The 24,393-nt window shown below is 41.8% G+C and carries 25 protein-coding genes; 17 read left to right on the top strand and 8 right to left on the bottom strand.

Annotated elements, in window-relative coordinates; translation table 11 throughout:
• Window positions 1–106: 106 nt before the first annotated feature.
• On the bottom strand, window positions 107–1,750 hold the full coding sequence (locus tag ACHZC4_RS03015; RefSeq protein WP_394752302.1) for an OFA family MFS transporter: 1,644 nt from the start codon (window positions 1,748–1,750) through the stop codon (window positions 107–109).
• Between the two features lie 199 nt (window positions 1,751–1,949).
• Here ACHZC4_RS03015 and ACHZC4_RS03010 point away from each other — a divergent pair, with 199 nt between their 5' ends.
• A complete protein-coding gene (locus ACHZC4_RS03010) occupies window positions 1,950–4,334 on the top strand; it encodes a calcium-binding protein (protein WP_394752301.1) in 2,385 nt (794 codons plus the stop codon).
• A 401-nt stretch (window positions 4,335–4,735) separates the two neighbouring features.
• On the opposite strand, the gene ACHZC4_RS03005 is transcribed toward ACHZC4_RS03010, so the two are convergent.
• Entirely contained in the window at window positions 4,736–5,566 is an 831-nt protein-coding gene (locus ACHZC4_RS03005; protein ID WP_394752300.1) for a thermonuclease family protein, read from the bottom strand.
• A 520-nt stretch (window positions 5,567–6,086) separates the two neighbouring features.
• Between ACHZC4_RS03005 and ACHZC4_RS03000 the strand changes: the two genes are divergently transcribed.
• A complete protein-coding gene (locus tag ACHZC4_RS03000) occupies window positions 6,087–7,055 on the top strand; it encodes a hypothetical protein (protein WP_394752299.1) in 969 nt (322 codons plus the stop codon).
• 329 nt (window positions 7,056–7,384) lie between these two features.
• Here the strand turns inward: ACHZC4_RS03000 and ACHZC4_RS02995 are convergent, their stop codons facing one another.
• Window positions 7,385–7,645, bottom strand: coding sequence for a hypothetical protein (locus tag ACHZC4_RS02995; RefSeq protein WP_394752298.1), 261 nt, complete (start codon window positions 7,643–7,645; stop codon window positions 7,385–7,387).
• A gap of 473 nt (window positions 7,646–8,118) precedes the next feature.
• Here ACHZC4_RS02995 and ACHZC4_RS02990 point away from each other — a divergent pair, with 473 nt between their 5' ends.
• The 5 genes from ACHZC4_RS02990 (at window position 8,119) to ACHZC4_RS02970 (ending at window position 12,097) form a co-directional block, all read left to right on the top strand.
• Complete coding sequence (locus ACHZC4_RS02990) at window positions 8,119–8,505, top strand: hypothetical protein (RefSeq protein ID WP_394752297.1); 387 nt, start codon at window positions 8,119–8,121, stop codon at window positions 8,503–8,505.
• 375 nt (window positions 8,506–8,880) lie between these two features.
• Window positions 8,881–9,192, top strand: a complete 312-nt coding sequence (locus ACHZC4_RS02985) for a hypothetical protein (RefSeq protein ID WP_394752296.1) — start codon at window positions 8,881–8,883, stop codon at window positions 9,190–9,192.
• A gap of 214 nt (window positions 9,193–9,406) precedes the next feature.
• Window positions 9,407–9,667, top strand: a complete 261-nt coding sequence (locus ACHZC4_RS02980; RefSeq protein ID WP_394752295.1) for a hypothetical protein — start codon at window positions 9,407–9,409, stop codon at window positions 9,665–9,667.
• Window positions 9,668–9,799: 132 nt separating this feature from the next.
• Window positions 9,800–10,489 carry a C39 family peptidase gene (locus tag ACHZC4_RS02975; protein WP_394752294.1) on the top strand — a complete coding sequence of 230 codons (690 nt, stop codon included), beginning with the start codon at window positions 9,800–9,802 and terminating at the stop codon, window positions 10,487–10,489.
• A gap of 345 nt (window positions 10,490–10,834) precedes the next feature.
• The gene (locus tag ACHZC4_RS02970) at window positions 10,835–12,097 is read left to right on the top strand and encodes a transporter (protein ID WP_394752293.1); all 1,263 of its coding nucleotides are present in this window, start codon (window positions 10,835–10,837) and stop codon (window positions 12,095–12,097) included.
• Between the two features lie 95 nt (window positions 12,098–12,192).
• Here ACHZC4_RS02970 and ACHZC4_RS02965 read toward each other — a convergent pair whose 3' ends face one another.
• Entirely contained in the window at window positions 12,193–13,005 is an 813-nt protein-coding gene (locus tag ACHZC4_RS02965) for a DNA-binding response regulator (RefSeq protein ID WP_394752292.1), read from the bottom strand.
• Between the two features lie 1,177 nt (window positions 13,006–14,182).
• Here ACHZC4_RS02965 and ACHZC4_RS02960 point away from each other — a divergent pair.
• The 4 genes from ACHZC4_RS02960 (at window position 14,183) to dtd (ending at window position 16,119) form a co-directional block, all read left to right on the top strand.
• Window positions 14,183–14,596: a hypothetical protein gene (locus tag ACHZC4_RS02960; RefSeq protein ID WP_394752291.1), complete on the top strand. Its 414-nt coding sequence runs from the start codon at window positions 14,183–14,185 to the stop codon at window positions 14,594–14,596.
• A gap of 396 nt (window positions 14,597–14,992) precedes the next feature.
• Window positions 14,993–15,205 carry a hypothetical protein gene (locus ACHZC4_RS02955; protein WP_394752290.1) on the top strand — a complete coding sequence of 71 codons (213 nt, stop codon included), beginning with the start codon at window positions 14,993–14,995 and terminating at the stop codon, window positions 15,203–15,205.
• Window positions 15,202–15,591: a type II toxin-antitoxin system VapC family toxin gene (locus ACHZC4_RS02950; RefSeq protein WP_394752289.1), complete on the top strand. Its 390-nt coding sequence runs from the start codon at window positions 15,202–15,204 to the stop codon at window positions 15,589–15,591. The genes ACHZC4_RS02955 and ACHZC4_RS02950 overlap by 4 nt, the downstream gene beginning before the upstream one ends.
• A gap of 90 nt (window positions 15,592–15,681) precedes the next feature.
• The gene (dtd, locus tag ACHZC4_RS02945; protein WP_394752288.1) at window positions 15,682–16,119 is read left to right on the top strand and encodes a D-aminoacyl-tRNA deacylase; all 438 of its coding nucleotides are present in this window, start codon (window positions 15,682–15,684) and stop codon (window positions 16,117–16,119) included.
• Between the two features lie 8 nt (window positions 16,120–16,127).
• Here dtd and ACHZC4_RS02940 read toward each other — a convergent pair whose 3' ends face one another.
• Entirely contained in the window at window positions 16,128–16,364 is a 237-nt protein-coding gene (locus tag ACHZC4_RS02940; protein WP_394752287.1) for a hypothetical protein, read from the bottom strand.
• On the opposite strand from ACHZC4_RS02940, the gene rraA reads away from it, so the two are divergent.
• Genes rraA through ACHZC4_RS02925 form a run of 3 tightly spaced genes read left to right on the top strand, consistent with a single transcriptional unit; the run spans window position 16,352 to window position 18,230 of the window.
• Entirely contained in the window at window positions 16,352–16,843 is a 492-nt protein-coding gene (gene rraA / locus ACHZC4_RS02935; protein ID WP_394752286.1) for a ribonuclease E activity regulator RraA, read from the top strand. The genes ACHZC4_RS02940 and rraA overlap by 13 nt on opposite strands.
• A gap of 36 nt (window positions 16,844–16,879) precedes the next feature.
• Entirely contained in the window at window positions 16,880–17,848 is a 969-nt protein-coding gene (gene ispH, locus ACHZC4_RS02930; RefSeq protein WP_394752285.1) for a 4-hydroxy-3-methylbut-2-enyl diphosphate reductase, read from the top strand.
• A complete protein-coding gene (locus ACHZC4_RS02925) occupies window positions 17,832–18,230 on the top strand; it encodes an RNA-binding S4 domain-containing protein (protein WP_394752284.1) in 399 nt (132 codons plus the stop codon). Before ispH ends, ACHZC4_RS02925 begins: the two co-directional genes overlap by 17 nt.
• A 4-nt stretch (window positions 18,231–18,234) precedes the next feature.
• Here ACHZC4_RS02925 and ACHZC4_RS02920 read toward each other — a convergent pair whose 3' ends face one another.
• From ACHZC4_RS02920 to ACHZC4_RS02910, 3 genes are read right to left on the bottom strand one after another with little or no spacing between them, the layout of a single operon-like run.
• Complete coding sequence (locus ACHZC4_RS02920) at window positions 18,235–18,564, bottom strand: TusE/DsrC/DsvC family sulfur relay protein (protein ID WP_394752283.1); 330 nt, start codon at window positions 18,562–18,564, stop codon at window positions 18,235–18,237.
• Entirely contained in the window at window positions 18,555–18,845 is a 291-nt protein-coding gene (locus tag ACHZC4_RS02915) for a DsrH/TusB family sulfur metabolism protein (protein WP_394752282.1), read from the bottom strand. The genes ACHZC4_RS02920 and ACHZC4_RS02915 overlap by 10 nt, the downstream gene beginning before the upstream one ends.
• On the bottom strand, window positions 18,846–19,166 hold the full coding sequence (locus ACHZC4_RS02910) for a DMT family transporter (RefSeq protein WP_394752281.1): 321 nt from the start codon (window positions 19,164–19,166) through the stop codon (window positions 18,846–18,848).
• Between the two features lie 839 nt (window positions 19,167–20,005).
• Here ACHZC4_RS02910 and ACHZC4_RS02905 point away from each other — a divergent pair.
• The 3 genes from ACHZC4_RS02905 (at window position 20,006) to ACHZC4_RS02895 (ending at window position 24,282) form a co-directional block, all read left to right on the top strand.
• On the top strand, window positions 20,006–21,067 hold the full coding sequence (locus tag ACHZC4_RS02905; RefSeq protein WP_394752280.1) for a lipid II:glycine glycyltransferase FemX: 1,062 nt from the start codon (window positions 20,006–20,008) through the stop codon (window positions 21,065–21,067).
• Between the two features lie 342 nt (window positions 21,068–21,409).
• On the top strand, window positions 21,410–22,600 hold the full coding sequence (locus tag ACHZC4_RS02900; RefSeq protein ID WP_394752279.1) for a GNAT family N-acetyltransferase: 1,191 nt from the start codon (window positions 21,410–21,412) through the stop codon (window positions 22,598–22,600).
• Window positions 22,601–22,851: 251 nt separating this feature from the next.
• Complete coding sequence (locus tag ACHZC4_RS02895; RefSeq protein WP_394752278.1) at window positions 22,852–24,282, top strand: tyrosinase family protein; 1,431 nt, start codon at window positions 22,852–22,854, stop codon at window positions 24,280–24,282.
• Window positions 24,283–24,393 lie beyond the last annotated feature (111 nt).

Here is a 24,393-nt window from a genome sequence, read left to right as displayed (position 1 = left end):
CTTTGAAAAAGGGGGATTGAGGGGGATTTATTTAAAAAACCTCCCCTAACCCCTCTTTTTCAAAGAGGGGGACTGAACAAGTACGAACGGTGTTGAGCAAATTATTTTAAGAAAAAAACTTGGCCACATTAGCCAGAGTTTTATAAATTCCCCACCCCAACGGAACAGCAATCATTAACCACGCTGTCAAAACCAATATTACGCTACTGGATTGATTCACTGTGGGTGTGTTATGTATATTTTTGGCCACCGTAACTTTTTCATGGGCAAGACGCTTTTCTTCTGCTAACTCGGCATCATTCATAAACCATTTATCCGCCACCGGACGAATCAGTAAATTACACACGAAACCAATCACCAACATACCCGCCAGTATTAACATGGTTTGGTTATAGACTTGCTCACGCGGAATGCCCTGACCCAACTGATATTCACGCATGTAATTGACAATCACAGGCCCTAAAATACCCGCTGTAGCCCACGCCGTCAGCAAGCGACCATGAATAGCACCCACCATTTGCGTACCAAACAAATCCGCAAGATAAGCGGGCGCAGTGGCAAAACCACCGCCATACATGCTTAAAATCAGACAAAAAGCCGCAACAAATAAGGGGCGATTTCCTGCGCTGGCACTGCCAGGAATACTGATATACAACACACAGCCCAACACAAAGAAAATACTGTAGGTGAGCTTTCGCCCCATTTTGTCGGATAAGCTTGCCCAAAAAAAACGTCCACCGATATTGAATAAGCTTAATAGCGCAGTAAAACCGGCGGCAATAGGCGCACAGGCGCTAAGTTGTATTTTATCGAGTTCACTAAAGGTTTTGCTGACACCGATTAACTGCCCACCAAACACTTCCTGTAGCATGGGAGATGACATACCAATCACCCCAATACCAGCACTGACGTTCATGCACAACACCCCCCACAGCAACCAAAATTGCTTGATCTTAAAAATATTTTTAACATGCACATGACGCTGGGTAATCAGCGTGTTGTTCGTTTTAAGAACTGGCGGTGTCCAGCCCTCAGGTTGCCATCCCGATTGCGGAATACGGTAACCTAGCGCCCCAGACATCATAAATACAAAATAAATTGCCGCCATAATAACCAGCGTAGCCTCAACACCTACGTCGGTCGGCGTAGCAAAATGCTTCATTAGACCCACTGCCAATGGCGAGCCTATCATCGCGCCACCGCCAAAACCCATAATGGCCATGCCAGTCGCCATGCCACGTCGATCAGGAAACCATTTGATTAAAGTAGAGACGGGAGAAATATAGCCTAAGCCTAATCCGATACCACCAATAACACCCGAACCTAACAGCATCAGCCAAAATTGATGGTAATGCACACCCACAGCCGAAATCAACATGCCATCACACCAACACAAGGCACTAACAACACCCGCTTTACGTGGCCCGACATGTTCCAGCCAGCCACCCCACAATGCCGCAGAACACCCTAAAAACACAAAAAATAAAGTGTAAATCCAACCTAGTGTAGAAATATTCCAATCGCAGTCGGTGACGACTAACTTTTGAAAAAAACTAATGCCCGCGTCGCAAGCAATGCTGTCTTTAATGCCTAAGGCTTTAGATAAAGGCAGCCAGAAAACCGAAAAACCATACGCCATACCAATGCATAAATGTATAGCTAACGCGGCGGGAGGCAATAGCCAACGGTTAAAGCCGGGTGCAGCAATAGTGCATTCTTTATCTAAAAAACGCGATGAGAGGTTGGGCATTAAAGGATTTCCTGAGTCGAATAGGTAGTAACGCAATTATACGCGCACGCGCTTATGTTCGGTAAAGTCAGCACACGCAATTGCGCTAACATTGTTACGCTGTTTTTTGTGACACCGTCCACAGTTTTGTATTTTAATTCTTCTCAATGCCCTGTATTGACTAAGCTTTTGGCAAGCTTCAGCTCTTCGGAAAAAACTAATGTCAAAAATATATGGAATGCCTACCGATGATACACTCAACGGTGGCCTGGGTGATGATGAAATTTACGGGCTTGCCGGTAAGGATAATTTGAGCGGTGGTGCTGGCAATGATGTGCTGTACGGCGGTGAAGGCGCAGATACTTACTTGATTACAAGCCATGGCGGCCGCGACGTTATTGAGAACTACGATGTTGACGGCAGTGTCGATGTGCTAAATTTTACCGACCTGCTTCCTTCAGCGATTACCAAAGCCGTTCGTGATTTCGAAAAAGGCACGTTAACGCTGACTTATGGCGATAGCCAGGTGCAAATTCCTTATTATTTTTTTGGTGCAAATTATCAGATCAATCAGTTTACCTTTGCAGATGGCTCGGTATGGCAAGCTAACGATAAGGCCATTGCCGATAAACTTGAAATCGTTAAAGGTACCGCCGGTAACGATCAAATCCAGGGCGTTTTCGATTGGGCAGACAGAATTGACGGTTTGGCAGGCAACGATCAATTGAATGGCGGCACTGGCCAAGATACCTTGTTGGGTGGTGCGGGAGATGATCTTCTGGCGGGCGGAGAAGGCAATGATAATCTGCAAGGCGGTATCGGTAAGGACGAATTATATGGCGGACAAGGCGACGATAGCTTAGCAGGTGGCGCTGGTGGTGATTTATTAGTCGGGGAAGAAGGTCACGATACGCTAAATGGTGATAACGGTGATGATAAATTAGCCGGGGCAAACGGTAACGACAGCCTTAACGGTGGTGCGGGTGATGATTACCTTGATGGCGGTATCGACAACGATATTTTGGCCGGTGGTGCCGGTAAAGACACCCTGTTAGGTGGCGAGGGCAATGACCGTTATTACATCACCGATTTGCAAGATACGATTTATGAAACAGCAGGCAACGATACGGTTTATGTTTCGGTGGATGATTACAAAATTCCTGATGGTATAGAAAATGCTGTGCTCGCTAAAAATGTACGGGCTTTACCTTATTTTATAGACAGCTTGGTCAGTGGCGGTACACAGCTTGGGATTGGTAAAGCGCATTCATTTACCTACAGTTTTGTTTCTAAGGCTCAAGCTGAATTTAAAGGTTTTGCACCTTATTCTTCCATGCAACAAACCGCAGTGCGCGATGCGTTGGCAAAATTCAGTGCAGTAGCTGATGTTACCTTCACTGAAAAAACCGATGCTGCGGCGATTGATTTGCGTTTTTTTCGGGACGATTTAAGTTTTTTTAACTTTCAAAATGCAGGGGGGTTTGGCGCTTATCCTCCCGATAGCGATGTACATATTAATGTTAAAACCCAAGATATGTCTTTGAGTAACGGTGTAATTACCGGTAACTTTGCCACGCTTTTACATGAAACCGGCCATGCTTTGGGTATGAAGCATTTGTTTGAAAAGCCCATATTAGGTGGCGCTGAAGACAATACTGTTAATAGCGTCATGAGCTATCAATCCAATAAGGACTATGTCGTTGATCTGGGTTTGTTTGACAAAGCAACCTTGCATTATTTATATGGCGTTAATCACAACGTGCGAGCCGGTAATGATATTTATACACCCGAAGATAGATATATTTGGGATGGTGCCGGTATCGATACACTTACCGCCAGTACGCAAACCCTGCCTGTTACTATTAATCTTAAGCCCGGTAGCTGGAATTATGTCGGTAGCAAGGCAGCGAGTATTCTAGCCAAAAACCAATTCTTTATAGGCCATGGCAGTTTTATTGAAAATGCTACAGGCGGTAGCGGTAACGATACCTTAATCGGCAATGAGCGCGCGAACACACTTAAAGGAGGATTGGGTAATGATACGCTGTCAGGTGGTGTCGGGAATGACACACTATTAGGTGGCGAAGGTAAAGATGTACTGATCGGCGGCCTAGGGAAAGACAGCTATATTTTAACGGAAACCCAAGCCGCACAAGATACCGTGCGTATTAATATTGGCGACAGCTCCGTGGCTCATTTTGATAAAGTAAGTGGCTTTAAGCTGGTCAGCAACGGTGTTCTTCATGCCGATGCCGATAAACTTGATCTACCTTTCCACCCTATTGCTAAGGATAATGTCAAAGTAAATGGCATAAATGCAGGAGCCATCGCCAGTCATCATATCAGCCACGGTTTAATCAGCTTTGATGACAATGATAACTATGCCCAGGCACTTACCATTAGCAAAAGCAATTTTGCTGATGTCTTGCGTTATGTACACACCAATATTCATACCTCAGGTAACACTGTGGTCTTTAACGCGTTAAATAACAGCTATGTATTTCAAGATAGCGCCGCTAAAGATAGCTTAATTGAATTAACAGGGCTGACAACCACTGGCCTAAGTACCGACGGGGTATTTAACGGCGGCATCTGGATCAGTTAATAGGCTTACACCACTTTGGCACTGCACAGTTTATCCACATTTTTACAGCGTTTTAAGTACCGATTAGCTATATTCGATGGAGTACAAACCTAGGTTTGTACTCCGCTGCTAATAATTAATGTTATTCACCTGATATGAAAACGCTGCAACCTATCCACGTTAGCGTTCAATTACAGATAGTTTTCGACGAAAATTTACGCCGTAGAGACGCAAAATCTTGCGTCTCTCTACATGAACTCCATGAGAGCTTGGTAGATTATTTTCATAAATCACCTTATTTCTTGCTACATTTGGCTTCCAACTAAGTCGGTACAGCTGAAGGAACTGTTCGTGGTGAGCCATTCGACAAGCTCAGCCGAACGGTGTGACTTATTGAGTGTTCCGTCTTATGTGTGTAAACCCTACTTCATAGAAACCATCGCGCTAGGATGGCGAATCAGCATAGAAAATCGTCCTCTGTTTCTATTTAGCCATCCGCGCACTTCAAGATTTTTGCCCTTATAGTTATTCACATCGGGAAATAAAAACTGCCATTTACGTTCAATACGCGCTTCAAACTTATCTGAAAACTCCAAATACACTGACTTTCGGGTATTCCGCACATTAAGCACTTTACCGGCCAAACGTGTCCAGCCAGTATGGCCTGCTTCTGTTAGCGCGCTAACCGGTTGTACCGCATATTCTGGGCGCTGCCAAATACCTAATTTGGCTTGCTCAGCTTGGTGCTGCGCCGCTAGTAATTCAGTGGTATACAGCAGATTAGGCGGGTAAATGCTGACCTCCGCTAAACCGGCTTTTACTAGCTCCAGATTGATGTGTTGTTTGTTTTCCGTAAACAAATGTCCTAGCGTTCTTTTATATTTGTCAGTTAATTCCTCATCGATTTGCAGACGAATTTTGGTGTTTTTCAGCTTATTAATTAGCCATTGTTTGGCTTCATCGCCACCCGCATCAGCTTGCTTATCTCGATGCCTCACTTCCGGCGTATTAATCCCCAATAACCGAATTTTACGGCCGTCTTCCAATACTACGGTATCACCATCGTAAACGGTTTTGATGGCCTGATAACTATAACCCGGCTTTACGGTGATTGTTTTAGCATCAGCATGGCCGCGATCTGAAAAATGCTTATGGCCACCGGTATCTTGCCACTCGTAGATTTCTGCGTGTGTGCATAATGGTAGACACAGCAATACAGCCAATAGCTTTAGGTGCGTAGGTAAAGTCATCATAGTGGTTTAAGTTTTGAAGGTTTAGTAAGCATACAAATACCGGACTTGACTTTATAGAGCCGTATTGAAAGTTTGCCTGAAAGACATTGTATTTATCTTAGGATAGGCTAAGTTTGCAGCATGAATATTATTTTTTATAAACACGTTAAGCAAAAAAAGTGTCTTGTAATATTTTGTGCACAATAGTCTATATTTAATTGAGTTAACGTGTTGGAACGGGGATACGTTCCTAACATTTTCGTAATCATTCAGTCCCCCTCTTTGAAAAAGAGGGGTTAGGGGAGGTTTTTTAAATAAATCCCCCTCGATCCCCCTTTTTCAAAGGGGGAGGTGAATACTTACACATTCTCTAGCTACGCATTTAGGACAGATGGTGCGGTCAATTCGTTTTTGGGACTCTATACCCATGAACTCATTGAACCGCCCTAGCAACAAGTTCAGGACGAACAGATAGGCCGTTTGAATATTGTATTGTCTTAAAGGTAGCTCATTCTTTAGCAGTTATCTTTTGAAGGTAAATATGAAATTTCCCGTAAAAGCCGCACTTCCAGCTGTCATCACTGCTTTACTTTGCATCCCCATAACATCGCATGCTTACCTTGGCGGATTTGAACCTGAAGATGGTTATCAATCCTTTCTTAATGAAGTTACCCAATACAATGCGGGCCAATATGGCAGTAATAACGGTGGCTCTAGCGCAACGTTAACCTCGCTAATACCGCCAGGTTCTGGACTGTGGCATAGGCTCATTGGTATTAATTACCCGCAAGCCAGCCAATTTGGCTCTACCAGTTACGCCACAGGACACCCCTTTTTTGACCATACTAACCACGGCACTACAGACCAAGCTTTGGTGCTTACCACTAACAGCGAAGGATGGGATGGCCCAACATTAAAATATGGTTATGATCTGGATTCTCGTGATCTGGACGGTCTTAGCCCTCTTGATACCGCAGGTAAAACTATTAATATTAGCTTCTGGTGGTGTCCGCAAATTTGGGGAACAGGGGAAGGAGGTGGGCTTGGTCCCGGTACGTTTGGTGACAGGATTGAATTGTTAGGCAGCAATGGCGTAGGGTTTACTATGGGATTGGTACAACCCGGCACTAGCACCGACTTTGTTGGCTATAACACTGGCTCAGGGTTTATTCAAACCGCCATCCAAGGTTACAATTTGGATTATTCACAATGGCAGCTATCGCTGAATCTGTTAACAAATACTATTTCAGCATCTTACCTGGACGGTGCAACAGGCTTACTGCATAAATTATTGGATAAGGTAACTATGACTGTGCCAATGGGTAACTTTATCGGTTTAACGTTTGAATCTACACCGGGTATTAATAATGCGAAGCTGCTTTCGGTTGATGACTTTGAGTTTTCTGTCGCCAAAGTGCCGGAACCGAATACCTTATGGCTTTTAAGCGTAGCCCTGTTTTTATTTTATGGACTTCCACGGATTAAAAAACAAGTGGCATGGATGAAGTGAATTTGCAATAAACCGGAGCAGAGAATACATGAATGGAATTGCTTCGAGTAATGTATCCCGTCTTTTCCAAAAAACCAACATATAGAATAAAAAACAATCAGTTAAAATATATGTAATTAAAAATCCCTAGTAGTTTTAACGGTGAATCGATAGCCTATTTACAAATATTAAATCTGAATCAAGTTAAATATCGCCAAATTTCTCAAAGATATTAATGCCTACGCCTTTGGTATATTAAGCTAAAGGCGTATTGTATATTTTTTTTAAAAACGTCATCCTTTTCCCAGCCTTGCCATAAGCCATTTCCTACTAACATCTGTCCGGAAATTTTACAGCATTGCCACAAGCCCACAATTTAACTCAGGAGATTCAGTCATGACTACAAAATTTTCATCCACCCTCTTTGGAGTGATATTAACGCTCGGCGGCATTAACGTTGCCAGTTCAGCCCCCATGCGCTTATCCAACACCCAAATGGATTCTGTTACTGCCGGTACAATAACGATAACAGCGGTGGCAAATGCAAGTGCCAGTGGCAATACCACCCTTACACAGGCATCAACCAATACGGTCGTAAGACAGTTTGGCAATGTTGAAATTGGGTATGGTGTGGCGAGCGCCTCCGCGTGCTGTAGTGCGGACGCAACGGCTAACGCATTTACATCAGGGAGTGCAGATGGACAAAGAGTTATCATACGGCAAATAAACCGTAATTATTCAACAGCCGGTTCACAATATGCTTATTCGTCAATTATTGTAATTTCAATAAATTCGCCTAGCTCCAGTAGCTGGCATCAAAGGTATTAATTTTTTTACCTGATTAATTAGAAATGGGGCGACTGTCCCCATTTTTATCAAAATTGCTAAGTTTTTCGGTATATAACAGTGTTTCTGATTACAGTACGCCTTTGGTTTATGCAACTAATGACGAATTGTGTTTTTTTTATTAAAACGCCACTCTAGTCTAGGCGATAAAAATTTAGCTTAACAGCAGTAATGCGCTAGCAAAGGTAATAGATTTAAGTATCGTCAACCTTTTAATTTATTTTTAGGAGTATATGTCATGACTACAAAATTCTTTTCAATTTTTTCCGGCGTGGTTTTAATGGCCGGTGTGGTGGGTGTGGCGAATGCAGCGCCTGTAAACTTATCCAGCACTCAAATGGATACTGTGACGGCTGGAGGTTCGGTTAGCGCAACTGCGACAGCAAGCGCTTATGGAAGCAGCACTGCATCAGCCACGCAAACAGGCACAGTGGCTGCTGCTAATAGCGCTATTGGAACAACTTTTCAAGCGGGATACGGTGGGGCTTGGGCGACAGGTACTACTGGGGCAAATGCCAATACCTCAGTTACCACGGGTGGTGTTACCTTTGAAAATCAGATTGGCGGCACATCTTCGTCGTCGTTTGGAACACTGTCTTATTCTTTTACTGTCGCCTATAAATAACCGACAATATATTTTTTGTTGAATGAGAATGCCTTGAGACTTTGCCATACCCCTATAGAGTAGAGCGGATACTTCAGTTCGCTCTACTACTCCAGAATAAACAACACCTGTTGCAGGCCTGGCAGAAACCATACTGCTTTGGTTGATACACCTAATGGTTAATTGTTTCTTGCAAAAAAAAACCTATGCTAGTAACCGGCGATATTTCAGTTTTTTCTTAGCATTGAAACAAATAGCGTTAACTACCCACATCTCAGAACGCCATTAAGACATCTCCGCGCAGGTAGCGTCGCTTCGAATTTTATTTGTAATAGGTTGAGCAAGTTAAGCTAAAAAGTATCGTCACACTTTTAATTTAATTTAGGACATTTACTTATGAATACGAAATTATTTTCTGTGATTCCCGGCATAATCCTGATAAGTACTGCGGGGCTAGCCACTGCGGAATCAATCCACTTGTCCAATACCCAAATGGATGCCGTGACAGCCGGCGCGGAAGGAGAAAGCTTCAGCCAGTCTTCCAGTTCCTCCCAGATTGCACTGAATAATGGCAATACGGTGCATTACAGTGTGTCTGCCTTTGTGCAAGGCGAATCGGCTATTGCGAGTGCCACGGTTGAAATGGTTGAAGTTGGCAGCCCCCCTTCCATACCAATGGAGTTAGTGCCTTTTATTGTCAGCAATTAAGCTTGCTGCGAGAGTTGCCCACACCTTTTGGTGGGGTGTTTTTGGGCATACGCCTTTGGTTTAGTCAACTAATTGGGAATTGTTTCAAAAAATAAATAGGCTTATTGTTTTACCCGACGGCAAACGAACTTACGCAGCGGCAAAAGCGAATCACAGCAAAGCCTTCTCAACGTAAGGAATAGCCGTCTACTTTAATTTCATTTAGGAGATTGTCATGAAAACTTTACTTTCTATTGTTTCAGCTGCTATTTTAGGTGTTGCTGCTAGTACTGCTAGCGCTGCCCCTGTACAATTGACAACAGCCCAATTGGATAATGTAACTGCTGGTTCGTATTATTATCATTATTATTATAATAATACTGCATATGCAGATGCATTAGCTTTTGGTTGGAATACATCTACCTCTACCTTTACCTTTGCTGCACCGGGTGTATCTCAGTCTAGCAGCTATTCCTGCTCTGGCTATTATTGCTAAGTTAGAAATACCTAAAATTATTGGCCACAAATGGTTCGGTAATATTTGAGGATATAGGCCCTGCAACGTAAACCGTTACAGGGCCTTTGCTCAAATCTACACCGGCAGCAATGCTTGTCCAAGGCGGGAGCTATGAATGTGTTGGCAACTATTATTAAATCCAAAACCCAATCGCTTGGCATGCGTAGGATGAAAATCTGCAAGTTTTCCCATCTAGTATTACTCAGTGTCGTGCTCTGCACGTTTTTTTTAAGCGCAGCACAAGCCAACGAAAGCCGCATTGTTAAATCGCTGCTGGAAATGCGCCGTGAGCGTGTAGTGGTACAAAAATGGGATTTAAGTTGTGGCGCGGCGGCGTTATCCACATTACTAACATACCAACTGCAAGACCCGACTCCGGAAAAAGAAATTGCAGCGACGTTAATCAAACGTAAAGAATATATTGAACACCCCGAACTCATACAGATTAAAGAGGGATTTTCATTGCTGGATCTCAAGCGTTTTGCCGATCAGCGTGGTTACGAGGGCATCGGTTTGGGCAAGATGGAATTTGCCGATTTAGCGCAATATGCGCCATTGATGATTCCCATAAAAGTGAATGATTACAATCATTTTGTCGTTTTTCGAGGCAGTATGGGAAACAGGGTGCTATTGGCTGATCCTGCGTGGGGCAATCGAACCCTATTAACCAAAAAATTTCTCGAAGCCTGGATAGACTACCCAACCTTTGGCAAAGTCGGCTTTGTTATTGCCCAGAAAAATGCTGCCAAACTCCCCAATCATCTCGCGCCCGTTCCAGAAGATTTCGTTTTTTTAAGGTAACGGACAATTATATTGAGTGGCAGCAATTCTCAATTTAAAACACATATTATATTGCAATTCAATTAGTTATAAAAATAATGCCTTTTCGGTGAAAACTTATGTATTTGAATTAAAAGGCATTAATTTCTAAATTGAAAATTACTGATTAAGTGGATTCAAGACTCGTACAATTTCCATAATATGCTATATTGTACTTAATAACATAATCATGGATACCATAGAGATTTACACAGCAATAGCAGGGATGTGTAGAGTGTAAAATTACTTCCTCAGTGCTGTTAAAATTGTTAGCACTCGGTGCGTGATTGTACTTCTCAGTTGAATCCAAAACCTTCATTGAAGCCTATGAATAACAATAAATTAGTATCACGTCAGATTGGGCGTTGTTTGGTTGTAACCGCAGTTTCGTTAGTGTTTATGGACAACAGTGTTGCAGCACATAAACATAAGCGTAAACCATCGCACAGCACACAAGCTTTGTTGCAGGAAGTTAAACAAAGAGATGCCCTGATTAAAAACCTGTTGTTACGGGTGGAAGCGTTGGAAAATAGCCGAAATCCCCTCTCCGCTCCCCACCACCCCCAGCAAGAACAGCTTGCTACCAACACTACGCTACCACCTCAGCAAGCCGCACCAGCCGCCACGCAAACCCAAGCAGATAAAACCAACAGCTCGCCCAAACCTAAAGCTGCTGCCGAAGCCCCTGGACAATTTAGCGTGGACGAACAGGCGGCGCAGCGGGCTTTGGAACGGACTTTGGCAAAGTCGGGGGCATTATTAGTCCCTACCTGGTCTTTGGACACTGATTTAAATTTCGACTTTGCACACAGCGAAAGACAAATAGCGCGGATAGCCAAAATAGGTAACGATAATATTACTGATCTAGCGAAAGTTCGCCGGAATACGTTTACACCTTCGGTTGCCTTTAGATTGGGTCTACCCTTTGAATCGCAATTAGAGTTTAGTTTACCTTACAGTTTTATCGATCAATCGACAATCCCAGTTATTCAGGGTCAAGTTGGGGAGCGGAAAGCCAGTGGCTCAGGGTTGGGTGATATACAAATCGGCCTTGCCAAAACTTTGCTGCGCGAAGAACAATGGTGGCCAGATTTAATCGCCCGCGTCTCCTGGAATACCGACTCTGGTGACGCAACTGATGGCGATGTCGGCTTGGGAGGGGGCGTTCATCGCGTTACGGGGTCTTTAACTGCGCTTAAGCGGCAAGACCCCTTGGCGTTTTCCTTTAATGCGCGTTACACCAAAGCTTTTACCAAAAAAGATTATTTCCCAGGGGTAAACGGCAGCTACAATCCAGGCGACACCCTGGCTTTTTCTATTGGGGCGCAACTTGCGGCCAGCGCGGATACGTCGTTATCGATTGCGTTAGATCAGTCTTTTATCAGTAACACTGAACTAGGTTCACAAACCATCGCCGGATCAAACCAAAATATCGGGCTATTATCGATTGGCGCGTCTTCAATTGTCAGTCGCAATTTGTTTGTTAACTTAACCGTTGGCATGGGTTTAACCGATGACGCAGCTGATTATACGGCGGGTATCACCCTCAGTAACCGTACCAACCTTAAGCCATATTTGGGCTTAAATTAAAAAAATCAGAGGAAAACCCACAAAGCGTTAAACCTTGCAAATATAATTTTGCGGGCACATAAGACGCTTATAGTCTTGAAAAGATATGTACTTCTCTAATTTTTGCTGGGATCTGTAAATCCTCTACTATGGCCGTGTTGTTTCTGAGGCTCCACTTCAGGATTAATGTGCTCAGCTTTATAAACAAGCTGAGTACGGTTGGTTGCATTAAGTTTTTTCATAATATCCCGAACGTGTACTTTAACCGTACATTCCTGCATACCCAATTTATAAGCAATAATTTTATTGGGCTCTCCCAGCTTAACGTGCTCTAAAACCTCAAGCTGGCGCGGCGTAAAATACAGTGTATCGGGTAAGTGTAGGCCTTCACTGCCTTCAGTTGCAGTGTTCTTGTGATTAAGCTCATTCATAAAGGGGCGTATCGGTGCAAATATTCCACCTTCGAATACGAGATTCAGGGCTGCAATAACCACCGATGGCATTAACGACGTTGTAACATACCCCTGAACACCTAAATTAATAGCCTGAAGAATACAACCAGACTCTTCACAATCAGTAATTAATACTAGGGGAGTTACGGGTAAGGAAGCTTTTAGCTTGATGATACCGTCATTAATAATTTTGTCGTCCACACGCTTATAACCAATGTTAAAAATAATAATTTCGACGGCATTAATTTCATTTTGAACTTGATTAACTAACTCCTCGAGATTATTAAAAGGATTTATAGTGTAATCAGCTGTGGTGTGATGAATAAAATTTGTAAACGACGCTAACATTAAAGGTCTACTATCAATTAATGCTAACGGAATTTTTTTTGATAGCTTTGCATCGATATCAATAAAATCCGAACCAACAACCGACAAACTCCCATTGCTCTTACCATTTTTTCCGGTATTTGTATGCATAAATAATGACCTTAATCCTTTTTTGGTTGCACTGATAGAAGAAAGTTACCACTCTAAACTACAATTGAACTAGTAAAACTTATATGCGTTGCGCATTTAAAATATCTTTACAGATTTCAATATTACGATATTACGATATTAAATCTAAATTGTTACAGTAACAATAAAAACCAGGAATTTATACTGAGTAACCGGCACTATTTGATATAGTTGTTAGTAGCCACTATTTTTAGCATTTGATGAAGCTCTCCTACCTGTAAATCATTTAGGTATTTAACTTCCCGCCGTATCGAGTTTACCTTATGTTAAGCTACAAATATGTGAACTATTTCACAAAAAATAATGTGGACATTTAACGTTTTTTATGTTTTCTGTAAAAAAATCACCGAATTTTTTCATTTCATCTTTTTTGCTTACATAATAGAAGCATACTTCCCAGCTTTATACGAAAAAAGGATATATTTAACGCCTTTTTCAATTTTTTAATTCTTGATTTCAGAAAGATCACTAATCAAGCCTTTAGAAGAATACTTTTTACTTATGCCAGCATAGACTATGGACACGGATGAAAATACTTTGAATTTAGGATATAAAGTATGAAAATACACTATCTAGTTAACAAGAAAGTGTGATACATGCTATGTGTAAGCAGCAACATTTGTGCCATATTTCAACACCTTGTTTATTTTGATGTTTTTTTTATTGCAAATAGAAAATGTAAAAAAAAATGACAAGCATATTAAATAAAACTAGGTTGTAAAATCATGCAAGCCTGCTTAAGTAATTATTTTATAAAGTTTATTTTAAATGTAAAAATAATAGACACATAAATATCTGCAATTAGCGTGGATCGGCGTGAACTGCTCCGTATTTCGGATTGTTTCATACGCGCTGCGACTATTCATTACTTTAATACTATTTTTTGATTCCGTGCGTTGTTAGGATTATGATAGTCACATCAGTTGTGGAGTTAGTTTTATGACTGCAACTGATTGTGTAAGTATTCACTTCCCCCTTTGAAAAAGGGGGATTGAGGGGGATTTTTCTAATAAATCTCCCCTAACCCCTCTTTTTCAAAGAGGGGGACTGAATGATTACCTGATTGTTATATTGCTGATCAATCGCAATTGATTCGGTTGATAGCAATTGTCCTACAAATAACTTGGAGGCATAACTCATGAACCGTTTATTACCCTTACTTATTACTTCATCAGCTGCTGTCTTATCATTTTCTTTTGCAAGTATGGCATCAGCTGCCACCACCTACGATCTGCTATCCGATTGCTCAGTACCCACTTACCAAGCACAAAAATGCGCATTATCTATCGTACTTGCAAGCGATAATGTTACTAAAGCCTCGCTTAAAAAAGTAATATTCAGAGTCAATGGCAAGCCCGTTTATGCGGCTTATAATGATAAAATACCGTTATTGGTTAACACTTTCGCAAATTTCACTGTTTTCAGCGGTCTTCCGGTAACGTGCGGTAAAACTTACACGGTCACCGCGTCTGTCGTTAAAGCAACATCGAATGCCGAAACTAATGTGGGTGAAGCCCAGCCTGTTGTGTGCCCATTAAAAGCCACATTCTAACTTTAAACGTAAAAATAAATTAAAACCACATAGGATGTACTGAACAAAGTGAAGCGCATCAGCCGCGACTGACGTGCTTCCTGGCATCCGTAAATCCTATGAAATATTTAACGCGGTAAGACTTAATAGGCGGTAGTCGTATGCGCCGCTGTTATTCATCTCGTATTCTGCTTTGCCTCATACGCGCTATTAATGCTGTATATTTTGAGGCTGTTACGAAAGCTTTGATAACTTCAGATTCTGCGTTGAAAATACAGGACATATCATACAGCGTACTAATCTTCGCCCTACGTGTTGACTTTGTTATAATCACGATGGAGTCGATTACTGTACAGATAGTATTAAAAAGTCTGTCAGAATAGACCCCATTTAACTACCGATAATTGGCAGATATTTATGATTAGCCGCGAACAACTAAAACACGATATTGACTCGGTTAATGAGGCGCATATCGAAACATTACATCGAATTATTTTGGCTTTAAAACAACCCTTGTCATCGGTTACTTCGGTTACTTCACCCAAAGAACCCAACCCGCTCAAGGGCAGTGTTATTTTTGAACAGGATTTGATGACACCCATTGGCGACTCATGGAATGTTGAACAATGATCGTTCTTGATACTCATGCTTGGATTTGGTGGGTAAATGAGTCAAGTAATTTATCGGGCATCGCCCACGATAACATTCAGGCCGCCGATTGCATCGGTATTCCAGCAATCAGTTGTTGGGAACTGGCTATGTTAGTTTCAAAAGAGCGAATTGGTTTATCAATGGATGTGCAAGCCTGGATTGATATAGCGTTACAACGGCCAAAAATGAAACTATTAGCCTTAAACCCCGAAATTGCAGTGCTTGCGACTCGCTTGCCCGGGAACTTTCATGGTGATCCAGCAGACCGTTTGATTGTAGCCAGCAGCTTGCATCATCAAGCCGCCTTAGTTTCCAAAGATGAAAAAATTCTTAACTGGGGATATGCACAGGTCATTTGGTATTGAACAGTATCTACATTCGTTGACCGGTACAGAAAATGTTGAGATTATTAATCATTCCTAGAATTCTAGGAATTTTTACAAAATTTGTTAAGTATGATAACCATCATCCAACGCGTAACCACTGCCAAAGTCACCGTCAACAATCAAGACATCGGTAAAATCAGCACTGGCATTCTGGCATTGGTGGCAGTAGAAAAAAAAGACACCGAAAAAGATGCCGACCGTTTACTGGAACGTATTCTTAATTACCGCATTTTTTCAGATGCCGACGGCAAAATGAATTTAAGCTTACGGGATATTAACGGCGGTTTGCTGTTAGTGCCGCAATTTACCTTGGCGGCAGATACTAAGAGCGGTAACCGCCCTAGCTTTACACCGGCAGCCACTCCGGAAAAAGGCCAGCAATTATTCCAATACTTGCAACACATCGCCCAAACCAATCACCCCAATGTCCAATTTGGCCAATTTGGCGCTGATATGCAAGTATGTTTAGTTAATGATGGCCCTGTGACCTTTACATTAACCGTCTAAACTATAAGCTACCAACCGCTGGATTCATCCTTATCATAAGGTTGTGATTTAACATTCTCAGGAAGTTTGGAGGTATTTGCCGACCTTAGCAAAAGCAGCCCATTGCCCAAAACAAACAGTATTGCCACGATAAAAAATAATATCCACATATTAATCTCCTTTTCAGGTTGCTTAACATCGGTATCTAGTATATACCTTGCATAACTGTAAATTAATAAAATAATTAACTTAAATGACAAATCCATTTACTACTGCTGATCTTTGTGATGCCCACAGCAAAGAAGATTATTTTCAGATTGTTGAACCGCTATTTAAACCTTACGGCGGCGAGAAAAGTTTTTGCGGACAAATCACGACAATAAAAGCCTTTGAAGAAAACGTGCTTATTAGAAGCGTCCTTGAAGAAAAAGTCGAAAATCGTGTGTTGGTGATTGATGGCGGCGGCTCTCATCGCTGTGCGCTAGTAGATTACGAATTGGCAAGCCTTGCTGTGGCTAATGGCTGGCAAGGTATTGTTATTTATGGTTGTATTCGGCACGCTGAAAAGATTGCCACGTTACCTATTGGCATCCGCGCTTTGCATACCCATCCGCTGCAAAGCCATATAAAAGATCATGGTGACCGTGATTTATCATTAACATTTGCCGGTGTTAATTTTAAAACCAACCACTTTTTATACGCCGATACCGATGGAATTATCGTATCGGATATGATGTTAAGTTAAAATAGCCTTATATTCATTAACTAAAGAAATCAGCTTATGCAAATTGTACTCGCTAACCCCCGTGGATTCTGTGCCGGTGTAGACCGTGCCATCGAAATTGTCGATCAGGCCTTAGAGACGTTTGGCGCACCCATTTATGTGCGGCATGAAGTTGTCCACAACCGTACCGTGGTTGATGGCCTTAAAGCAAAAGGTGCGATTTTTGTTGAAGATTTAAGCGATGTACCGGTAGGATCGTATTTAATTTTCAGTGCTCACGGTGTATCAAAACAAGTCCAGCAAGAAGCCAAAGATCGTAAATTAACGGTATTTGATGCCACCTGCCCCTTAGTCACTAAAGTGCATTTACAAGTGGCCAAACATGCTAAAGCCGACCGTGAAGTGCTGCTGATTGGCCACGCCGGTCACCCTGAAGTAGAAGGTACAATGGGACAATACGATAAAATTGCTAAGAATGGCGGTATTTATCTGGTGGAAACCCCTGAAGATGTGCAAAATTTAAAAGTCAATAACCCCAATGACTTAGGTTATGTCACCCAGACCACCTTATCAATGACAGATACCAAAATTATGGTGGATGCCCTGATAGCACGCTTTCCCGTTATTGAAGGCTTAAAAAAAGATGACATTTGTTATGCGACCCAAAATCGTCAGGATGCTGTTTTTGAAATGGCCAAAACCGCGGATGTAATTTTGGTGGTAGGCTCAGTAAACAGTTCCAACTCTAACCGTTTGCGCGAGATTGCCGAGCAACTCGGAAAACCCGCTTATTTAATTGATACTGCTCACGACATGGAAAAACAATGGTTTGATGGCGTGGGTGTTGTTGGGGTTACCGCAGGCGCTTCTGCACCTGAAGTGCTGGTGCAAGAAGTGATTGATCAATTAAAATCCTGGGGCGGGTCATCGGCGGTTGAAATTCAGGGCATAGAAGAAAAAGTGGTGTTTTCATTACCGCGCGGTTTAAAGAAAGCCGCTGCACCAGCGCATGCCTGCGGCACTTGATGCTGTTCGTTTAGATAAATGGTTATGGGCTGCGCGGTTTTTTAAAACCCGTAGCCTAGCTGCCGAAGCCATTGCTGGCGGCAAGGTTCATATTAACAACCACCGAGCAAAACCGGGCAAAGAAATCAAGCCCGGCGTTGCTATATCCATCAGCCATAATGGCTATAAATGGGACATTACTGTGGTTACGGTTATCGGGCAACGATGTGCCGCTAAAGAGGCTGTCCTGCTTTATGAAGAAACTCCGGAAAGCCACGAAAAACGCCAGCAGCAAATATTGCAACAGCGCGAAAACCGAGAATTTTTTGATTTAGACAATGACCACAAGCCGAATAAAAAAGACCGGCGTTTGATTCATCGTTTTAAACAGCAGGATTTTTAAACCGTTATAAACACGTCGGCGGTTTAGGTAACCCCGCCAGTTTACACGCATACTTTAAAGGCCCATCAGGAAACAACTGATGCAAATAGCGGCTATTGCCCTTGTCTTCCCCCAGTGTTTTAGCGATGGCTTTGGTAAACACCCGCGCATTCGGCAAATGTTTAAATTGTTTATAATAGCCACGAATAAACCAGATAATCTCCCAGTGTTTATCCGTTAACTTAATATTATTTAACTCTGCGAGTGATTTTGCTACCGCTTCGCTCCAATCCCCGGCATTTAACAAAAAACCCTGATCGGTGGTTTCTAGCTGTATGGGTATCATCACGTCCATGTTTGGATAACGGCATTGTCTACCGTCAAACTGACCAATTCAGCATAATCAATTATATCCAGGCCATTGATTAATTCATCTTGTGCTATACCGCGCACCGCCAAATCATCCGACAGCACACAAAATCGATTAGTTTTCAGCTGTTCAGTCAATAACCCATTTAAATCACCTGCTCTCAGCAGTCGAAAAATGGCGTTTTCAAAAAAAACAGCCACATCCCCCACATCCATGCGGTCTAGTGTTGCAACTTCAACAGGCGATTGAAAAATAAGATGTAGCATTTATGGAGTGTCAGTGAGCTTAAGACCAATAATGCCAAAGATGACTAGCGCGATGGAAAGTAGTCGATACCAGTCAGCGGATTCTTTAAATAAAACAATGCCCAGTACTGCTACGCCAACCGCACCCATCCCTGTCCACACCGCATAGGCAGTTCCTAAGGGTAAGGTTTTGATGGCTATGATGAGCAAATAAAAACTGCCAATGCCTGAAATCAACGTTACCACACTAGGCCATAACTTAGTAAAGCCCTGGTTGTATTTAAGGCTTAAAGCAAAGATTATTTCTACACATCCTGCGGAAAATAAAATTAACCACGCCACACTTCACCTCGTTTTTTATGTTTTAGGAATCAGACGTTACCGTCGTTATATGATAGGAGGTGATGGCAATCAACAGCATTGATGAACCCTAGCTTTCTTGGCAATTGTATCAAAAATAATGAAAAAAACCGGCTACTCATTTTGTCCTTCGAGTAAATCGAAGAACCAAACTCAACGTGTTTGATTAAAAAGCCAACCCATTACTTCAAACTAAACCCGCAAGATAACTACCTTCAAATGCAATTTTACGTAAGGAAAAGATTACATGCGGTAGCTGTAAACTGTCATTTTTGTTTACACATGTCAGCCGTCATTTTGGATAACCAAAATTATTTTAATGAGATAAATTTATTTGCATAAGTGTAAAACCATGCTATCTATTAGCATAAAAATAAATAATCTCACTATAAACTTGACTAAATAGTAGCAATAAAAATAAAATCAGTTTAAACCCACCAAATTTAATGATGTCTGAACTTGTTTGTGAGAGTCATAATTATTAACCCGATACAAATGGGTGGGCTAAAATTAAGCCACACCCAAAATTATTTTTTAATTTTTTCTTTACAAACCTTCAAACGTCTGAATAATTTACAATTATTACAAAAAAAACTTAGCCGCTCGATTTTTTTTAAAATAATATATTGATAGTATTAGATTAATTATTTATGGCATGGCACATGCTTTGTTTAAAATATATGTAACGTTTATAGGCAATTTTGGCGAAAAAGGCAGTGGAATTCATTGCGATGAATACCTAATAGTTTACTCCCATGCCTATTTGGCAATACTTAACGTGGTAATTCCGATCAATCATTAATTTTTTACACACATACTCTATGTCTCTTTATAAATATGAAGTTGATCAGCTCGACAAAAACGATTGGCATCAAATTTTGATGACATTTACCGATGCGTCCATCGATCAGAGCCGTTCGTATGCTGAAGCGCGTTGGCAAAAAGCATCTATCAGCAATTTAGTGGTTAGGCGTGATAAGGAAATCGTTGCCGCCGCTCAAGTGGCCATCAGACGCGTGCCGTTTATGCGTTCAGGAGTTGCCCATGTCAAATTTGGTCCATTATGGCAACCCATGGGGCAGGCTCCAAATCCAGAATATTTAAAACATGTACTTCGCTTTTTACGTGAGGAATATGTTATCAAGCGTGGATTATTATTACGTCTTATGCCGCCGCCGTCCAAAGACGGCATTGATACATTTTGTAGTGCCTTGCAACGAGCCGGCTATAAAAAAACCGACATTGCCGATTCAGAACGATATTTTGTCGACTTATCGCCAACCATTTCTGATTTAAGAAAAAACCTTAAAAGCCGCTGGCGCAACCACCTTAATCGTGCTGAAAAACACGGCCTGGAGTGCAAATGGCTAGAAGGCGATGAGGCTATCAATGTATTTATGTCACTGTATGGCAATATGATTAATAGAAAATCGTTTGTTGATACCTCGGCCATTGCAGAACTGCCTTTATTTTATAAAGATCTTGAACCGGCTCTACGCCCCAAAGTGCTCATTTGTTTTTCTCAAAATACACCGGTTGCCGGCGCCGTTATTTCCGCTATGGGGAATACTGCGCAATACTTATTTGGTGCATCCAACAGCAAAGGCTTGGAATTGGACGCAGGCTATTATATGCAGTGGGAAGTCATTAAATGGTTGAGTAATCAGGGAATATCTTGGTACGACCTGGGTGGCAGTGCCGATAATGCCGGTCTTCGCCAGTTTAAATCCGGCTTAATTGGCAAAAATGGTATTGAAGGTATTTTACCCGGCGAATTTGATTGTTGTGAGCGGGCAACTAGCCGTATTGCGGCTGCGGTAGCCTTTGAACTTCGTAAACTCAGTGTGTTTGTTCGTAATCACAGCTGGCAAGCGTTGATGTAAAGCGTCAGTCTTTATCATTAAAGCATCGTCAGCTCTAAAGGTAAATATTCACCTCCTCCTTTTAAAAAGCGATGAGGGGATTTATTTAAAGAATCTTCCTCTAAAGTCCCTTTTTCAAAGAGGGAGACTGAATGATTACCTTTATTACTTTAATACTACGAAGAATTAATACCGTTGTCATACGAGTTGTCTACAATCCTCATTCCTTGTTTTAATTTTAATTAATTTAATTTAATTTTAAAAATGCTCGATTATCTGAAAAAAAAATTTTATCACTTTATTCCTGTTAGCTTGCAGAAGCAGCTGAAGGCATTTATTCTATTAGCTTATGGGCGAATGTGCTTGTGGCTGCCCATTTATCGGATTGAAAAAGATGGGTTGACGGTCGTTTTAATAGGCCGCAAAAGTCAGGATCCTTATTTTGTGCAATTATTGTATGGCGACTATGCTGACAGCCAAAAAGTAGGCAGTGTTTTTATATGGAACATTAATAAGACCATTCAGCATTGGGAAAAACATGCGGATATGATTCTGTTCCGGGATCATGGTGTTCAGCCTTCAGGAACAATCGCACGGCGCATGTTTAATATACCCTATTATGTCAGCCAAACGGCTAAGCTGCCGCCAGTAGACGGAGACTTATTGGCCGCATTCCGCGACCCTTCTACGGTAAGCGATATCAATAAAATTCGCAAAGCGGGATTTGAATATCATATTTCAAACGATCCTGCACAACTGGAGTACTTTTATCATTGCATGTATAAACCTTTTATTCTAAGTCGGCATCGTGATTCCGCACGTATCCCCAGTTGGCCATCGTTTAAACGAATTCATGAGAATATGGAGCTGTTGCTAATTACCCGCGCGGGTGAATTAGTGGCTGGAGCCATGAATTTTCAAAACGATGATTGCTACACAGGTTATGCCAACGGGGTATTAAATGCTGATCGAAAACTAATTAAAGACGGCGTTGTTTCTGCTATTTACTGGTTTGGCATGATAGATGCGCACCGTCGGGGCTACCGTACCGTTAACCTTGGAACCTCACGGCCTTTTCTTAAAAACGGGGTGCTGGCTTATAAAAAGAAATGGGGCAGTCAAATTATTATTGATGAAAACGAAGTGGAATTTAAATTACTGGCTTGTGGTAATCAATTGGCCGCCCAGCGCTTCTTTGAGACAACCCCTTTTATTTGTAAACAGGACAACACGCTAGTCAGTTTGGTTTTTCTGGGGCCACACGTAGAGTTGAACGATAAAGATTTATCCAGTTACCTGAGAGCCTGTCTGTTTCAGGGCGACCATTATTCTACCTGGATAATCTTACTGAGTGCAGAGTGGGCTTCTCGCACAGAAACTCTACAAGCCACAGTGCGCGGGCTTGCCAAATCTACGCGTATTATTAATTTAAGCAATGGGGCATGGCTTGACTTACCTGATCTAATCCGCGACTTCGCAGCAACACAAGCATCTCGGCAAAATATCGTTTTAGCAAGTCCCAAACAACCCGCTACAACATTTACGCGTCACTAAAGAGTAAAAATTTCGTATGCGCTCTATCCCCTTTAAAAAAGGGGATAGAGCGGGATTTACTAGAAAAATCTCACCTAACCCCTGTTTTTCAAAGAGGGGTTGAATGAATACAAAATATCTAGTTTCCGTTAAAAACGGAAATTAAGTAGGGCTGCATGACAATAATTAAAAAATTAATTTACTGATGAATAAGGTGATTTTTTAAAAATAATCCCCCGTGTAAAAACATTTATATTAAACCTAAGAGTCCAATGAAAAAATATCTATTACTTCATGTCATTGGTGCATTCGCACTGTCTTGGCAGGTTACGGCCGTTGCTGCTCCTTATATTAGATACGAGGCGCATTCAGCACAAGGGATAAAAGCACTGGCTTCCATGCAAAAAGCTTTTGTTAAATTAAAAGCCCTGGGATGCCGCATACCGGTGAGCTGGTATTTTCAATCCGCTATACACGGTGTGCCCAATCCAAGTGAAGCGATTTTAGATACAAATCCCCTGTGCCCAAGCTTTACCAAAGTTTCCCAACCTTATGTAGCATGGTCTAAATGCGCATCACACAGCCGGTCTGGCCCCGCGTCTGATATTCATTTTTTGCCATGGCACAGATTATATCTGTCCCACTTTGAAAAAATAGTGCGCAAATACTCCCTTGATCCGACATTTAGTATGCCGTATTGGGATTATGCAAAATTTCCTACCCTGCCAGATAAATTGCAGGCAAAAACCAAGGGCAGTCTTTATGAACCAGGCCGGTTGGCTTCTTTAAACCAAGGCAAAGCCATTAGTAGCGGCGCATTAGAGACCATACGAGTAGACAGCATTGCTTTACAAGACATTGTGGATTACGCAACGTATAACAACCAAATTAATCAAGGATTGCATGATTTCATGCATGATTATATTGGTGGCACAGCAACTAGCTATAACAAAGTATACAATCAAGAAGTGTCAAATGGCTTAATGGGCAATGTTGCGTCAGCCGCGTTCGACCCAGTTTTTTGGCTTCATCACTCCAATGTTGACAGACTTTGGCAAAACTGGATCATTGAGAATCCGGGGCAAAATCTGACGTTGGATGACCTTAATTCTGTAAAATGGCTTTACCGGTTCTATATAGATAATGGCAAAAATAATGGCACTGGGATTAATTACACCATGCCACAAGTACTTGCGATGATTAACAAGCCTGACTATGTGTATGATAAAAAAGCGGTTGCGCCTGCGGGTAAAATCACACCCCCTCGTTTAGTGGAACATACTCTTGCGACTATCCCGTTACACGCAACAGCATCAATGGATAATCCTGCTAACGTAGCACTTACTTTAAACCATGAGCAATTGCAGGTTATCGATAAAATTGTCGATGAACGTATTGTATTAAATCTTACGGCGGCTTATATCGGAAAGCCTAAAGGCCGTTATGAAGTCTATATTAATTTACCGGAAAATATTATGCCTTCCAGCATTGAAGCCAAAAAATACTTTACGGGTGCCATTTCATTTTTTATTGACGACCCCGCAGGTAAAGGTGCCCAAAGAGAGTTTCGCTATGATCTCACCGATGAGTTACTCCTCTCTAAACAAGCACTGGATACTATTCGCCTAACGGTCGTCAAAACGACCGGCCCGGTAGAAGGCTCAATTACACTTAAAAAGGCTGAGTTGTTTTACTTGAACTAACGCAAGGTATCTAACCTAGTACTTAGTCAGCTTTATAATGTCGAGTACTATAAAATACTCCGTTCGTCCTGAGCCTGTCGAAGGACTTGTGGTTCATGGTTCGACAAGCTC

Origin of the sequence: Crenothrix sp. (assembly GCF_043729335.1) — a bacterium.
Classification (GTDB): Bacteria; Pseudomonadota; Gammaproteobacteria; order Methylococcales; family Methylomonadaceae; genus Crenothrix.
Note: the sequence above shows the minus strand (reverse complement) of the source record. Positions and strands in the feature narration are given on the sequence as shown.